This is a genomic window from Pseudomonas sp. MF09150 (assembly GCF_059862355.1).
Genome location: NZ_JCBCUS010000003.1, coordinates 232449 through 246991, shown reverse-complemented (window position 1 = coordinate 246991; position 14543 = coordinate 232449). Strand labels below are relative to the sequence as shown.

14 protein-coding genes are annotated in these 14543 nt (G+C 62.8%); 9 read left to right on the top strand and 5 right to left on the bottom strand.

Features of this window, described 5'->3' with window-relative positions; genetic code table 11:
* Positions 1–31: 31 nt before the first annotated feature.
* Together AC19YX_RS13970 and AC19YX_RS13965 are read left to right on the top strand one after the other, a co-directional pair.
* On the top strand, positions 32–865 hold the full coding sequence (locus AC19YX_RS13970; RefSeq protein ID WP_078472746.1) for an EamA family transporter: 834 nt from the start codon (positions 32–34) through the stop codon (positions 863–865).
* A 34-nt stretch (positions 866–899) separates the two neighbouring features.
* Positions 900–1286, top strand: coding sequence for an MAPEG family protein (locus AC19YX_RS13965; protein WP_078472747.1), 387 nt, complete (start codon positions 900–902; stop codon positions 1284–1286).
* Positions 1287–1368: 82 nt separating this feature from the next.
* Here the strand turns inward: AC19YX_RS13965 and mltA are convergent, their stop codons facing one another.
* Positions 1369–2541, bottom strand: a complete 1173-nt coding sequence (gene mltA / locus AC19YX_RS13960) for a murein transglycosylase A (RefSeq protein WP_500606472.1) — start codon at positions 2539–2541, stop codon at positions 1369–1371.
* Positions 2542–2669: 128 nt separating this feature from the next.
* Here mltA and AC19YX_RS13955 point away from each other — a divergent pair, with 128 nt between their 5' ends.
* Entirely contained in the window at positions 2670–3119 is a 450-nt protein-coding gene (locus AC19YX_RS13955; protein ID WP_201128383.1) for a c-type cytochrome, read from the top strand.
* A gap of 165 nt (positions 3120–3284) precedes the next feature.
* On the opposite strand, the gene AC19YX_RS13950 is transcribed toward AC19YX_RS13955, so the two are convergent.
* The 4 genes from AC19YX_RS13950 to AC19YX_RS13935 all read right to left on the bottom strand — a co-directional run bounded on the left by AC19YX_RS13950 (position 3285) and on the right by AC19YX_RS13935 (position 7862).
* Positions 3285–3680: a DUF1090 domain-containing protein gene (locus tag AC19YX_RS13950; RefSeq protein ID WP_078472750.1), complete on the bottom strand. Its 396-nt coding sequence runs from the start codon at positions 3678–3680 to the stop codon at positions 3285–3287.
* Positions 3681–3775: 95 nt separating this feature from the next.
* Positions 3776–5455, bottom strand: coding sequence for an NAD-dependent DNA ligase LigB (gene ligB, locus AC19YX_RS13945; RefSeq protein ID WP_500606471.1), 1680 nt, complete (start codon positions 5453–5455; stop codon positions 3776–3778).
* 202 nt (positions 5456–5657) lie between these two features.
* Positions 5658–6848 (bottom strand): methionine adenosyltransferase, encoded by a 1191-nt coding sequence (gene metK, locus AC19YX_RS13940; protein WP_078472752.1) that lies wholly within the window; start codon positions 6846–6848, stop codon positions 5658–5660.
* An 18-nt stretch (positions 6849–6866) separates the two neighbouring features.
* Complete coding sequence (locus AC19YX_RS13935; RefSeq protein WP_020295326.1) at positions 6867–7862, bottom strand: ArsR/SmtB family transcription factor; 996 nt, start codon at positions 7860–7862, stop codon at positions 6867–6869.
* Positions 7863–8119: 257 nt separating this feature from the next.
* Between AC19YX_RS13935 and tkt the strand changes: the two genes are divergently transcribed.
* From tkt to fba, 6 genes are all read left to right on the top strand, one after another.
* Positions 8120–10117 carry a transketolase gene (tkt, locus tag AC19YX_RS13930; protein WP_078472753.1) on the top strand — a complete coding sequence of 666 codons (1998 nt, stop codon included), beginning with the start codon at positions 8120–8122 and terminating at the stop codon, positions 10115–10117.
* Between the two features lie 231 nt (positions 10118–10348).
* Positions 10349–11428 carry an erythrose-4-phosphate dehydrogenase gene (gene epd, locus AC19YX_RS13925; protein WP_201128380.1) on the top strand — a complete coding sequence of 360 codons (1080 nt, stop codon included), beginning with the start codon at positions 10349–10351 and terminating at the stop codon, positions 11426–11428.
* A 17-nt stretch (positions 11429–11445) separates the two neighbouring features.
* A complete protein-coding gene (locus AC19YX_RS13920; RefSeq protein ID WP_078472755.1) occupies positions 11446–12609 on the top strand; it encodes a phosphoglycerate kinase in 1164 nt (387 codons plus the stop codon).
* Positions 12610–12640: 31 nt separating this feature from the next.
* Positions 12641–12862 carry a hypothetical protein gene (locus tag AC19YX_RS13915; RefSeq protein WP_078472756.1) on the top strand — a complete coding sequence of 74 codons (222 nt, stop codon included), beginning with the start codon at positions 12641–12643 and terminating at the stop codon, positions 12860–12862.
* Between the two features lie 59 nt (positions 12863–12921).
* Complete coding sequence (locus tag AC19YX_RS13910; RefSeq protein WP_020295331.1) at positions 12922–13251, top strand: MliC family protein; 330 nt, start codon at positions 12922–12924, stop codon at positions 13249–13251.
* 187 nt (positions 13252–13438) lie between these two features.
* Positions 13439–14503 (top strand): class II fructose-bisphosphate aldolase, encoded by a 1065-nt coding sequence (fba, locus tag AC19YX_RS13905; RefSeq protein ID WP_020295332.1) that lies wholly within the window; start codon positions 13439–13441, stop codon positions 14501–14503.
* Positions 14504–14543: the final 40 nt, after the last annotated feature.

The window sequence follows — 14543 nt, the reverse complement described above, 5'->3', positions numbered from 1 at the left end:
CGTTTCTCCTCTATCAAACAGGGAGTCTGAAGTGCTGGCGACAAGTCTGGTTCTGGTGGCGGCACTGCTGCACGCGGCCTGGAACACCCTGATCAAATTCAGTGCCGAGCGGTTGTTGGTGGTGGCGTGCATGGACAGTGTGGCGCTGCTGTTCGTGGCCTTGATGCTGGGCTTCGTCGAGCTGCCGCCTGCCGCGATCTGGCCATGGATCCTGGCCTCCGCCGCCTTTGAACTGCTGTATCGCTACCTGTTGATCCAGGCCTACCGGGTGGGCGACCTGGGGCTGGTTTACCCCTTGATGCGCGGGCTGTCACCCCTGGTGGTGCTGGCCCTGACCCTGGTGTTTGCCGGAGAAGTGCTCAGCACCCAGCAGATCCTCGGCATTCTGCTGATCCCCTTCGGCATGCTTTGTCTGTTGTGGCAGGGCGGTGGTGGCGAGCGCCTGCCGTGGTCGATGCTGCCGGTGGTGGCACTGATTGGCCTGTGCATCGGCTGCTACACCTTTATCGATGGCCAGGCCCTGCGGCGCTGGTCGCACCCTCTGGATTACCTGGTCTGGGTCACGCTGCTCAGTGCCTGGCCCTTTCCCTTGCTGGCGCTGGTCCGCAGGCGCCCGGCATTCGCCCTGTTCTGGCGTGAACAGTGGCGGTTGGGGCTGTGCGTCGGATTTTGCGTATTGTTCAGCTACGCTTTGGTGCTTTGGGCCATGCAGCTTGGCTCGATTGCCGAAGCCGCGGCGTTGCGCGAGATCAGCGTGATCCTGGTGGTGTTGTTCGGCATGCGCTACTTGAAAGAACCTTTCGGGCGGCCACGGCTCTTAGCCTGTGGGCTGGTCCTGATCGGCATGCTGGTGATGAAGTTCTGATCCGTCCCCCCTAACTTTAAAAAAGGACCCTGCCATGACCGTTGCCTTCTGGTGTGTATTTATCGCCATCCTCCTGCCGTACCTGTGCACCGGTATCGCCAAGTTCAGTGGTGGCAAGTTCGGGCCACGGCAGAACCACGACCCGCGTGCGTTCCTGGCGACCCTTGAAGGCTTCGCCAAGCGTGCCCATTCCGCCCAGCTCAACAGCTTCGAAGTGACCCCGGCCTTTGCGGCGGCGGTGATCATTGCCCATGTCGCCAATGTGGCGCAGCTGGTGACCATCGACGTGCTGGCGGTGCTGTTTATCACCAGTCGCCTGCTGTACATCATCTGCTACCTGGCGGACTGGGCCATGCTGCGCTCGGTGGTGTGGTTCGTGGGCATGGCACTGATTGCCAGCTTCTTTTTCGTTTCGATCTGATCGCTGTTCCGCGACCCTGGGCTGCTTTCCCCGAGGGTCGCCGCCTGCGAAGTTGCGGGCGGCGTGGAGCTGAGTGGCGAGGTTATTTGCTGTCGGCCACTTCCGGAACGGCCGGCAGCGCCGCGCCCTTGGGCCAGAGCATCCAGATCTGTCCTTGCTGTTTCATGTCGCCGGCCAGTTGCCCGGCTGCATCCCCCGTACCCCAGAACAGATCCGCACGGACCTCGCCGGTAATGGCGCCGCCGGTGTCCTGGGCAGCCACCGGGCGCACCAGACTGCTGCCATCCGGGCGGGTGGTGGACAGCCACAACAGGCTGCCCAGGGGAATCACTTTGCGATCCACCGCCACGCTGTAGCCTGAGGTCAGGGGCACATTCAGCGACCCACGCGGACCTTCGTTACTGTCCGGGTTGCGGTTGAAGAACACATAACTGGGGTTGCTCCCCAGCAGCTCGGGAATACGTGCCGGGTGGGCCTTGGCCCATGCCGCGATGGCACCCATGGTGACTTCTTCCTTTTTCAGCTCGCCCTGATCCACCAGCCAGCGCCCAATCGGCCGATAAGGATGGCCGTTCTGGTCGGCATAACCGATGCGCAGTTGGCGACCATCGGCCAGCTGGATCCGTCCCGAGCCCTGGATCTGCAGGAATTGCAGGTCCATCGGGTCGGTCAGCCAGGCAATCACCGGCGCCTTGACGCCCTTGGTCTCGATGCTGGCAGCGTCGTCGTAGGGCTTGAGCACCCGGCCTTCAAGCCGGCCGCGCAGGCGCTTGCCCTTGAGTTCGGGGTAGAGGCTGTCCAGGGCGACGATGATCATGTCATCCGGCACGCCGTACACCGGCACATTGGCGGCCTTGGTCGCGGTCAGGCTGCCGGGGTAGACCGGTTCGTAGTAACCGGTGATCAGGCCATTGCTGCTGCCATTGGCCGAGCGCAGGCCGAAGACCTGAAGGTGTTCTTCAAGAAAGCCGCGAATGGCGGCGGGCGTCTGCGGCACAGTGGCCGCCGCGGCGCAGGTTGGTCCCCAGATCGTATCGGCCTTGAGTCGGGTGCAGGCACTGCGCCAGGAGCCGAAGCCTGCCAGCAGGTCATTGTCGGCGACCTGCGGCAGGGCTTCCCAGGGTGCGCTGACGTAGGTGGCGATGGCGTGGGTCTGGGGCGTTTCGGTGTCGCTGCCATTGCACCCGGCCAGCAGGGCCAGGGTCGGCAGGGTCCAGGCCAGGTGACGGCGCCAGGCGCTGAAACTGAGATTCATGCGGTACTTCCTTTGACGATTGCGCGAGCCGTGCAGGCGCTCGGGCAACCCTTGTTTTTAATAGGGCTATTGGTCTTTGCCGGGCAGGCGAGGATACTGGCCGCCGTTTTCCCGAACCTTGAGCCACCATGATTCTTAAAAGACTTGCTGTTGTATTGCTGGCCTGCCTGACGCTTTCTGCCTGCGGTGGAGTCGATCCGAACTCGCCCCTGGGGCAGCGCAAGGCGATCTTCAAACAGATGCTCAAGACCGGTGAAGACCTGGGCGGCATGCTTCGCGGGCGGATCGCCTTCGACGGTGCGCGTTTCGCCGAGGGCGCGGTCAAACTCGACAGCCTGTCCCATGAGCCGTGGAAGCACTTTCCCCAGGTCAAGGAAGAGGAACATACCAGCGCCACCGACGATGTCTGGCGCAAGCAGGCGCGCTTCCAGGAGCTGGCGCGCAACCTTGAGGCGGCCACCGGTGAATTGGTGATCGCGAGTCAGGTCCAGCCCTACAAGGCCGCCAATCTCGGCCCGGCGGTGCAGAAGGTCGAAGATGCGTGCAGTGCTTGCCATAAAGAGTTTCGTGATCACTGATCCTGCTTTAAATCGGGCGACCTGGGCAGGACCGGGGCATCTGTCGCGACGGCAGCGGCCAGACCCGGGGCTTGAGGCGGTGCCTGCTGCGCAGGCAAGCGGGAGCAAGCTCCCTCGCCACAGACAGTCCTGAGTCAAGGTTTGGCGTGAAAGCCCATCAGCGGCTTATTTATCCAGCTCGTCCAGGGCTTGCTGCAGTTCCTTGCGGGATTCGGCGAGCTTGTCCTTGCGCTTGTTGATCTTCTCTGAATCGCCTTTTTTCATGGCTTTATCCAGGTCGGCCTGACGGCGGCTGACTTCGTGCTTGGCATCCAGCACCTTGTTTTCCCGTTCCTTCTTCAGCGAGGCGTCGGTGCAGTTGGCAGTGACTTCGCTCAGGGCTTTTTCCAGGCCAGCCTGCTGTTCGCTGTTGCCGTGAGCCTTGGCTTGCTCGATCTGGACGCTGATGGCCTGGCGCTTGGCGGCGCAGCCGGTGAGTTCCGGGGCCTGCTCTGTGGCCAGCACCGGGGCGGCCACCAGGCTGCAAAGGGTCAAAAGCGCGAGCGGTGAAAACAGTTTCATAAAGGCTCCGTAAGGTCGCTATCAGGTGGGCAGACGGTTGGGCTCTTGGAGCGTAGTCGTGCCCTTGGGGTTCAACACCACGGATCGATCAGTCTTCAAAACCCTTCGACCCCGGCGGCTCTCAATTCCTCTGTGACAGCCCGCATCTGCGGGCTCTGCAAAAACGCGCTCAACTGTGCGGCGCGCTTGGGGCCGATGTTGCCCTCGGCCTGCCATTGTTCGGTACTTTTGCTCGCCAGGACCTGCCACGGGCCTTGCAGGCTGGCCGTGCCACTGGGCGGCAAGCCCAGGGCCTTCAGCCAGCGTGCGAAAGGTCGTTGCCGGGCGCCTTGCAGGCTGTCGAGCAGGCGTGCGCTGCTGCGTTCGCCAAAGCCGGCAATGTTAGCAAGCTCTGCGTGGTCGAGGGTCAACCAATCGACCAAGCCTGTGATGCGACCTGTTTCAATCAGTTTCTCCCAGGTGCCGCTAGCGACATGGGGCAGGTCCAGCCCCTGCTTGCCGCTGAGCCAGGTCAGGCGTGCCAGGAACTGGCTTTCGCAACCGGGCAGCGGCTGCCAGCAGCTCAGGTAATCAAAGGCCCCGGGGTCGGGCACCGTGATTGGTGCCCGTTGCGCCGCACGCAGCACCACGCTGTCCAGGCGTGGCACCGTCAGCCCGGCCAGGCTGATGGCCACCTGGTCGCCTGGGCGGATATCCAGCGCTTGCCAGCGCTGTAGCGAGCCGCTGCTGACCCGGCGGATCTGTCGGTCATCCAGGCGCACCGGCTCCAGTTCCAGCAGTGGGGTGATGCGCCCGGTGCGGCCGATCTTGAATTGCACCTTGCGTACCGTGGCCAGGGCCTGCCGGTAGGGGTACTTCCAGGCCACCAGCCAGTACGGCGCCTTGACCTGCCAGCGCTGTGCGGGCGGGCGCAGGCTTTGGCGCAACACAATGCCGTCGCTGGCAAAGGGCAGGGGCGCGCGATACCAGTGGTCGCGCCAGCGCCGTGCGCCGTCGAGGTCGGTGACGGGGTGGCTGTACTCGCGGCTTTCAGGGAACCCCAGGCTGCTCAACTGCGCCAGGCGCTCGGGCAGGGTGTTCGGGCCCTGTGGCCAGTCCCAGACAAACAGGCCGATCTGCCGTGCCTCTTGCGCCCCCAGTTGTTTGCGTGCCATCAGCCCGGCGATCTGGCTGCGGGCATTGCGGCTGCCGGCTTCGGCCTGAACGTGGGCTTCCAGGCGCCAGTACAGCTCGCCTTGCAGCAGCAGGTCCACCGGCTGGGGCAATCGCTTTGGAATGGCCTCGATCAACTGCGCAGCGGCGCTCCAGTCCTGGCCACGCAGGCCGTCGCCACGGCTGATGGCCTGCTGGAACAGGCCGCGACGGTAGATCAGGGTCACCGCCACGCCGTCGACCTTCGGCTGCACCCAGACCTGGCGGCGGCCTTGCAGCCAGGACTGTACGGCCTGGTCGTCGGCGAGTTTCTCGAGGCCGGTATGGGGGATCGGGTGGGCCACGTCGCCGGCAGCGCTGCGCAGCGGCTGGTCAGCAGTGGACGCGACGCCGAAGCACTGGCGCCAGGTATTCAGGCGTTGCCGTGCCTGGTCATACAGCTCGTCGGCCACTGCGGACTGGCCCTGACGGTGATAGCCCTCGTCCCAGGCCTGCAGTTGCCGATGCAGGGCGCTGATTTCTTCAGTGGCACGGGCGGTGGGCCAATCCGGGCAGGCGGCCATGGCCGGCAGGACGAGAAGTGCCAGGGCGAAACTGATCAACCATTGCAGTCTGGGCAACATGGGGAGCGTCCTTGCTCGGGCGTGATGTCGACCAAGGTTAGGCCGCTCCGCGAGGCGCGGGGCACTCGGCTGGTTGCCGGTTGTTTCGGGGCACGGGGGGCAGCCGGTAAGCCCCGGGCCAGAGGCCGGCAGGGAAACCTTCGGCTACAAAAAAGCCCCGCAGGGCGAACCGTGCGGGGCTTTGGATGTTGCCAGGTGAAGCTTACAGACCGGCAGCGGCGCGCAGGGCCTCGGCGCGGTCGGTTTTTTCCCAGGTGAAGGTGGTGAAGGTGTCTTCGCCCACGGTCTTGGTTTGCGGGGTACGACCGAAGTGGCCGTAAGCAGCGGTTTCCTGGTACATCGGGTGCAGCAGGTCGAGCATGGTGGTGATGGCGTATGGACGCAGGTCGAACACGTCACGTACCAGCTTGACGATCTTGTCGTCGCTGATCTTGCCGGTGCCGAAGGTGTTCAACGAGATCGAAGTCGGTTGAGCGACGCCGATAGCGTAGGAAACCTGAATCTCGCAGCGCTCGGCCAGGCCGGCAGCGACGATGTTCTTGGCCACATAGCGACCGGCGTAGGCGGCCGAACGGTCAACCTTGGATGGATCCTTGCCGGAGAACGCGCCGCCGCCGTGACGGGCCATGCCGCCGTAGCTGTCGACGATGATCTTGCGACCGGTCAGGCCGCAGTCGCCCACCGGGCCGCCAATGATGAACTGGCCAGTCGGGTTGATGTGGAACTGGGTGTCCTTGGTCAGCAGGTCGGCCGGCAGCACGTGCTTGACGATCAGCTCCATCACGCCTTCGCGCAGGTCTTTGTACGACACGTCAGGGTTGTGCTGGGTCGACAATACGACGGCGTCGATCGCCACCACCTTGCCGCCTTCGTAACGGCAGGTCACTTGCGACTTGGCGTCGGGACGCAACCAAGGCAGCAGGCCGGATTTGCGGGCCTCGGCCTGGCGCTGCACCAGTTGGTGCGAGAAGGTGATCGGTGCCGGCATCAGCACGTCGGTTTCGTTGCTGGCGTAGCCGAACATCAGGCCCTGGTCGCCGGCGCCCTGATCTTCAGGCTTGGCACGGTCGACACCCTGGTTGATGTCGGGGGACTGCTTGCCGATGATGTTCATCACGCCGCAGGTCGCGCCGTCGAAGCCGACGTCGGAGCTGTTGTAGCCGATGTCCAGGATGACGTTACGGACGATTTCTTCCAGATCGACCCAGGCCGATGTGGTGACTTCGCCGGCGATGATCGCCACGCCGGTTTTCACCAGAGTCTCGCAAGCCACGCGGGCGAACTTGTCTTGGGTAATGATGGCGTCCAGCACCGCGTCAGAAATCTGGTCGGCGATTTTGTCCGGATGCCCTTCAGACACGGACTCGGAGGTGAAAAGGGAGTATTCGCTCATCTCGACGGTTTCCTAAATTTACCGATGGTGAGTGTCGCCAGCCGGTCGCTGAAAATGGCGGACCTGAATCTGGAAACCATTACGTAAGCCTACATACAGGCTTTCCCCGGGAACCAGTCCCGCAGCGGTGGCCCAACGGGCCAGATCTTCCTGTTCAAAGCCCAGCCAGAGATCACCGCAGGCCTCCCTGGCCCAACTCTGGTTGTGGCTGCACAACTCTGTCACTAACAGGCTACCGCCTGGTTGCAGCAGGCCGGCCATGTGTTTCATGGCTTCGGCGGGCGCTGCGAAATGGTGCAAGACCATGTTCAACACGACGCAGTTGGCGCTCAGGCCTACGCCATTCAGTGCATCGGCCAACTGCAGGCTGACGTTAGCCAGCGCTTCGCGTTCACACAGCTGACGCGCCAGATCCAGCATCGCCGGGCTGTTGTCCAGCGCGGTGACCTGATGAAAACGGCGGGCCAGATCCGGCAGAAAGCCACCGTCGCCCGGGCCGACTTCTATGGCCGTGGCGGTGCTGCCGAAATTCAGCTGATCCAGCAACGAAAGCAAGCTCTCGCGGTACTGGGGCAGTCCTGCGATCAGGTCCTGCTGGGCGCGAAACTTCTCCGCGACCCGGGAAAAAAAGTCCTGGCTAGCCGTCGCCCGTTGTCGATGCACCAGGCCGATCCGCGCCTGTACGTCAAAGGGCAGGGCCAGTTGGTCGACTTCATCGAGCAGGGCTGCATGCAATCTGCCACCCAGTTGCTCGGTGTTGGGCAGGGCACGGCGATAGAAAATCGCATTGCCCTCGCGGCGGGTCGCCACCAGGTCGGCCTGGGCCAGAACCTTGAGGTGGTGGCTCATGCCGGACTGGCCGATGGCAAAGATCTGCGCCAGCTCCAGTACACCGAACGAGTCGTTGGTCAGCGCGCGCAATACATTCAATCGCAGCGGATCGCCGCCGGCCTTGCACAAGGCCGCCAGTTCATCGCAGTCGTCATGGCGAATGGAAGGCACACGTAAATTCATAGTGGCGCAGTCTAGTGACGCCCATAAAACCCCGCAAGACCAATATCAAAAAGTTTTGATATTGGTAGATAAATGGCACTTGAAGCAGCCTTTGCTCTCTAAAGACGAAATGCAGAAAGGTTTCATCAGGCGATAAGCGCTTTATCCACAGGAAAAACGTGCCAGAACGACTATCTGTCATTGCCCCCGCCTACGGGCTGAGGGAAAATGCGCGTCTTTTTTCCGTTTCGTTTTATTCAAACCCTAGGAGATCAGCGATGCCCAGCCGTCGTGAGCGTGCCAACGCCATTCGTGCCCTCAGCATGGATGCCGTGCAAAAAGCCAACAGCGGCCATCCCGGTGCCCCGATGGGTATGGCGGATATCGCCGAGGTACTCTGGCGTGACTACCTGAAGCACAACCCGAGTAATCCGGCTTTCGCCGACCGTGACCGCTTCGTGCTGTCCAACGGCCACGGCTCGATGTTGATCTACTCGCTGCTGCACCTGACCGGCTATGACCTGTCGATCGAAGATCTGAAAAACTTCCGCCAACTGCACAGCCGCACCCCGGGTCACCCGGAATTCGGCTACACCCCGGGTGTTGAAACAACCACCGGTCCGTTGGGCCAGGGCCTGGCCAACGCCGTGGGTTTCGCCCTCGCAGAGAAAGTCCTGGCGGCGCAGTTCAACCGTCCGGGGCACAACGTTGTTGATCACCACACCTACGTGTTCCTGGGTGATGGCTGCATGATGGAAGGCATTTCCCACGAAGTGGGCTCCCTGGCCGGTACCTTGGGCCTGGGCAAGCTGATTGCCTTCTACGATGACAACGGCATCTCCATCGACGGCGAAGTCGAAGGCTGGTTTACCGATGACACCCCGAAGCGTTTCGAAGCCTACAACTGGCAGGTGATCCGCAACGTCGACGGTCATGATCCTGAAGAACTGAAGATCGCCATCGAGACCGCGCGCAAAAGCGAGCAGCCGACCCTGATCTGCTGCAAGACCACCATCGGTTTCGGCTCGCCGAACAAGCAAGGCAAGGAAGACTGCCACGGCGCCCCATTGGGTGACGCGGAAATCGCCCTGACCCGCAAGGCGCTGAACTGGAACTACGCTCCGTTCGAAATCCCGGCCGATATCTACGCCGAGTGGGACGCCAAGGAAGCCGGCCGCGCGGTGGAAGCCGAGTGGGATCAGCGCTTCGCGGCCTACTCCGCCGCCTTCCCTGAGCTGGCCAACGAGCTGGTCCGTCGCCTGGCCGGTGAATTGCCTGCCGATTTCGCCGAAAAGGCCTCGGCCTATATCGCCGAAGTCGCGGCCAAGGGCGAAACCATTGCCAGCCGCAAGGCCAGCCAGAACGCCCTGAATGCCTACGGCCCACTGCTGCCTGAACTGCTGGGCGGCTCCGCTGACCTGGCCGGTTCCAACCTGACCCTGTGGAAAGGCTGCAAAGGCGTGTCGGCGGAAGATGCCAGCGGCAACTACATGTACTACGGCGTTCGCGAGTTCGGCATGAGCGCGATCATGAACGGCGTGTCCCTGCACGGCGGCCTGGTGCCTTACGGCGCGACCTTCCTGATGTTCATGGAATACGCCCGCAACGCGGTGCGCATGGCGTCCTTGATGAAGAAGCGCGTGGTGTTCGTCTACACCCACGACTCCATCGGCCTGGGCGAAGACGGCCCGACTCACCAGCCGGTCGAGCAACTGACCAGCCTGCGCAGCACCCCGAACCTCGACACCTGGCGTCCAGCCGATGCCGTGGAATCGGCCGTCTGCTGGAAGCTGGCCATCGAGCGCAAGGACGGCCCTTCGGCGCTGATCTTCTCCCGTCAGAACCTGCAGCACCAAACCCGCGATGCCGGCCAGATCGCTGATATCGCCCGTGGCGGCTACGTGTTGAAGGACTGCGCAGGCGAGCCTGAGCTGATCCTGATCTCCACCGGTTCGGAAGTGGGCCTGGCGGTTCAGGCGTTCGACAAGCTGACCGAGCAGGGCCGCAAGGTGCGTGTGGTTTCCATGCCATGCACCAGCGTGTTCGATGCCCAGGACGCCGGCTACAAGCAATCGGTCCTGCCGTTGCAGGTCAGTGCCCGTATCGCCATCGAGGCCGCTCACGCGGACTACTGGTACAAGTACGTGGGCCTGGAAGGCCGCGTGATCGGCATGACCACCTACGGCGAGTCGGCGCCTGCGCCAGCCTTGTTCGAAGAGTTCGGCTTCACCCTGGAAAACATCCTGGGTCAGGCTGAAGAACTGCTGGAAGACTAAAACGCACCGCTCCTCTGTGTAGGAGCGAGCTTGTAGTGGCGAGGGAGCTTGCTCCCGCTGAGCTACGAAGCGGCCCCAAACCGACCTGTCGAGAGGTATCAGATACACCTCGGCAACCGGTCTGGGAGCGCTGCGCGCTCCAGCGGGAGCAAGCTCCCTCGCCACGCAAGCGTGCTCCTACAAGGGGTTGCGCATAACCCGTGTGTCTACCTGTACCTGATTGAGAACCCCATGCCTCAACCGCGTCCCTACAAAGTTGCACTCAACGGCTACGGCCGGATTGGTCGTTGCGTCTTGCGTGCTCTGTTCGAGCGAGGGGCCGCGGCCGGGTTCGAAATTGTTGCAATCAACGACCTGGCCGACATGGCCAGCATCGAATACCTGACACGCTTCGACTCCACCCATGGCCGGTTCCCCGGCGAGGTGAAGATCGATGGCGATTGTCTGCATATTAATGGCAACTGCGTGAAAGTCTTGCGCAGTGCTACCCCCGAAGGCATCGATTGGGCGTCCCTGGGCGTCGATCTGGTGCTGGAGTGCTCCGGCGCTTACCACACCCGGGCCGATGGCCAGCGCTTCCTCGATGCCGGTGCGCCGCGGGTGCTGTTTTCCCAGCCGATGGCCAGTGAGTCGGATGTCGACGCCACCATCGTCTACGGCGTCAACCAGGATTGCCTGACCGGCCGCGAGCTGCTGGTATCCAACGCCTCCTGCACCACCAACTGCGGCGTTCCGCTGTTGCGCCTGCTGGATCAGGCGATCGGCCTGGAGTACGTATCGATCACCACCATTCACTCGGCGATGAACGATCAGCCGGTGATCGACGCCTATCACCACGAAGACCTGCGCCGTACCCGTTCGGCGTTCCAGTCGGTGATCCCGGTGTCCACCGGTCTGGCCCGAGGCATCGAGCGGCTGCTGCCGGAACTTGCCGGGCGAATTCAGGCCAAAGCAGTGCGCGTGCCGACGGTGAACGTGTCGTGCCTCGATATCACCCTGCAAACCGTGAGTGATACCGATGCCGGCGAGGTCAACCGGATCCTGCGCGAGGCCGCCACCAGCGGCCCGCTCAAGGGTTTGCTGGCCTACACCGAGCTGCCGCACGCCAGCTGTGATTTCAACCACGACCCGCATTCGGCGATCGTCGACGCCAGTCAGACCCGTGTTTCCGGCCCCCGGCTGGTGAACATCCTGGCCTGGTTCGACAACGAATGGGGGTTTGCCAACCGAATGCTGGACGTTGCAGGACATTATCTGCAAACAGCTGCTCCACTTTCTGCCCCTCTACTCCCTGCTTCTCAACAGCAGTAACCCAGGAATTGCGACCCATGACCGTGTTGAAGATGACCGACCTCGATCTGCAAGGTAAGCGCGTACTGATCCGTGAAGACCTCAACGTCCCAGTCAAGGACGGTGTTGTCACCAGCGATGCGCGAATCCTGGCCTCGCTGCCGACCATCAAGCTGGCCCTGGAAAAAGGCGCGGCAGTGATGGTCTGCTCGCACCTGGGCCGTCCGACCGAAGGCGAGTTCTCGGCCGAGAACAGCCTCAAGCCCGTCGCCGACTACCTGAGCAAGGCCCTGGGCCGTGAGGTGCCGCTGGTGGCCGATTACCTGAACGGTGTCGAGGTCAAGGCCGGTGACATCGTGTTGTTCGAAAACGTGCGCTTCAACAAGGGCGAGAAAAAGAACGCCGACGAACTGGCCCAGCAATACGCTGCGCTGTGCGACGTGTTCGTGATGGACGCTTTCGGCACTGCCCACCGTGCCGAGGGCTCGACCCATGGCGTGGCCAAGTTCGCCAAGGTCGCTGCGGCCGGTCCGTTGCTGGCCGCTGAGCTGGATGCACTGGGCAAGGCCCTGGGCGCCCCGGCACAACCGATGGCGGCCATCGTTGCCGGTTCCAAGGTGTCGACCAAGCTTGACGTGCTCAACAGCCTGAGCCAGATCTGCAATCAACTGATCGTCGGCGGCGGTATTGCCAACACTTTCCTCGCGGCTGCCGGTCACCCGGTCGGCAAGTCGCTGTACGAGCCGGACCTGTTGGACACCGCCCGTGACATCGCGGCCAAGGTCAGCGTCCCGCTGCCGGTCGACGTGGTGGTGGCCAAGGAATTCGCCGAAAGCGCCGAAGCCACGGTCAAGCTGATCGCCGATGTGGCGGCCGACGACATGATCCTCGACATTGGCCCGCAAACCGCCGCGCATTTCGCCGAGCTGCTGAAGTCGTCCAAGACCATCCTCTGGAACGGTCCGGTCGGCGTGTTCGAGTTCGACCAGTTCGGTAACGGCACCAAGGTGCTGGCCCAGGCCATCGCCGACAGCTCGGCATTCTCCATTGCCGGTGGTGGCGACACCCTGGCGGCCATCGATAAATATGGTGTGGCCGAACAAATCTCCTACATTTCTACCGGCGGCGGCGCGTTCCTCGAGTTCGTCGAAGGCAAGGTGCTGCCAGCCGTGGAAGTCCTGGAAGCACGGGCCAAGGGCTGAAGCCCCATTGGCCAGGCAAAGGAGTGTTCACATGGTCAAGACGTTAATGCTGTTGATCGGCGTCGGGTTGCTGGTGGGGTGTTCCAGCACCCCCGAGGCCAAACCTGCGGTCGAGCCAGGGGCGCCGGACAACGGCTGCTACCAGGCCGATTGGCAGGCCGAGACGGCGCCGGTGATTAACAAGCGTCTGGGCCCTGATGGCCTGGACAAATACGAAACCCCGTCCCGGACCAAGGAACATGGTTGTCCTTGACGGGTCTCATTGATTACGCGCTGTGCTGGCGGCCTGCTGCCGCCTGCCGAGGAACACCGATGAAAGGCTTTATCGCCGTGGCGGCGCTGGCATTGCTGGCAGGTTGCGCCAACCTGGATCTGTTCAAGTCGCCACCCGCCGACACCTGGACCACCTGGGTCTGCGACAGCCAGGCACAAGTGGTCTGGCGCTACACCGACAGCAGCCGCAAGGAAGTCGATGTGCGCCTGGGCGGGGCCGATCAGGTCTACCGCCTGAAGCTGGAACCGGGCGCCTCGGGCGCGCTGTACAGCAATGAGATGCTGGCGTTTCACGAAAAAGGTGAGGAAGGCCTGGTTTACTGGGTCGCCACCAACGATCTGATCGGCCGCGGCTGCAAGGCTCAATAAAACCGGCCCCGGTGGCGACGGCCGAGCCGACAGGCTCGCTCGCTACAGGGGTTGGCAGGACACGAAACAGCGTTTTACTTGAATCAGGCAGGGCGGGCTGACCCCCGATCTGCAATAACTTGAATAGCAGCCGCCGCTACGGCAGGCTTGCACGATTAACGACCCTCGATCGGGAGAGACACACACAATGGCACTCATCAGCATGCGCCAGATGCTGGACCACGCAGCCGAATTCGGCTACGGCGTTCCAGCTTTCAACGTCAACAACCTTGAGCAGATGCGCGCCATCATGGAAGCCGCTGACAAGACTGACTCCCCGGTGATCGTCCAGGCTTCGGCCGGTGCCCGCAAATACGCCGGTGCGCCTTTCCTGCGCCACCTGATCCTCGCCGCGATCGAAGAATTCCCGCACATCCCGGTGTGCATGCACCAGGACCACGGCACCAGCCCTGACGTCTGCCAGCGCTCCATCCAGCTGGGCTTCAGCTCGGTCATGATGGACGGCTCCCTGGGCGAAGACGGCAAGACCCCGACCGACTACGACTACAACGTGCGCGTGACCCAGCAAACCGTGGCCATGGCTCACGCCTGCGGCGTGTCGGTAGAAGGCGAGCTGGGCTGCCTGGGTTCCCTGGAAACCGGCATGGCCGGTGAAGAAGACGGTATCGGCGCTGAAGGCGTGCTGGATCACAGCCAGATGCTGACCGACCCGGAAGAAGCCGCCGACTTCGTCAAGCGCACCCAGGTCGATGCCCTGGCCATCGCCATCGGCACCAGCCACGGCGCCTACAAGTTCACCAAGCCGCCTACCGGCGACGTGCTGGCCATCGACCGCATCAAAGAGATCCACAAGCGCATTCCCAACACTCACCTGGTGATGCACGGTTCGTCTTCGGTACCGCAAGAGTGGCTGGCAATCATCAACCAGTACGGCGGCGACATCAAAGAAACCTACGGCGTGCCGGTTGAAGAAATCGTTGAAGGCATCAAGCACGGCGTGCGCAAGGTCAACATCGACACCGACCTGCGCCTGGCGTCCACCGGTGCGATGCGTCGCCTGATGGCCACCAACCCGAGCGAGTTCGACCCGCGCAAATTCTTCGGCGCTACCGTGACCGCCATGCGCGACGTGTGCATCGCCCGTTACGAAGCCTTCGGCACCGCCGGCAATGCTTCGAAGATCAAGCCGGTTTCCCTGGAAGCCATGTTCCAGCGTTACCTCAAGGGTGAGCTGAACGCCAAGGTCAACTAAGCCCCGGCGTTGTACTGAAAAAGCCCGCAGCGATGCGGGC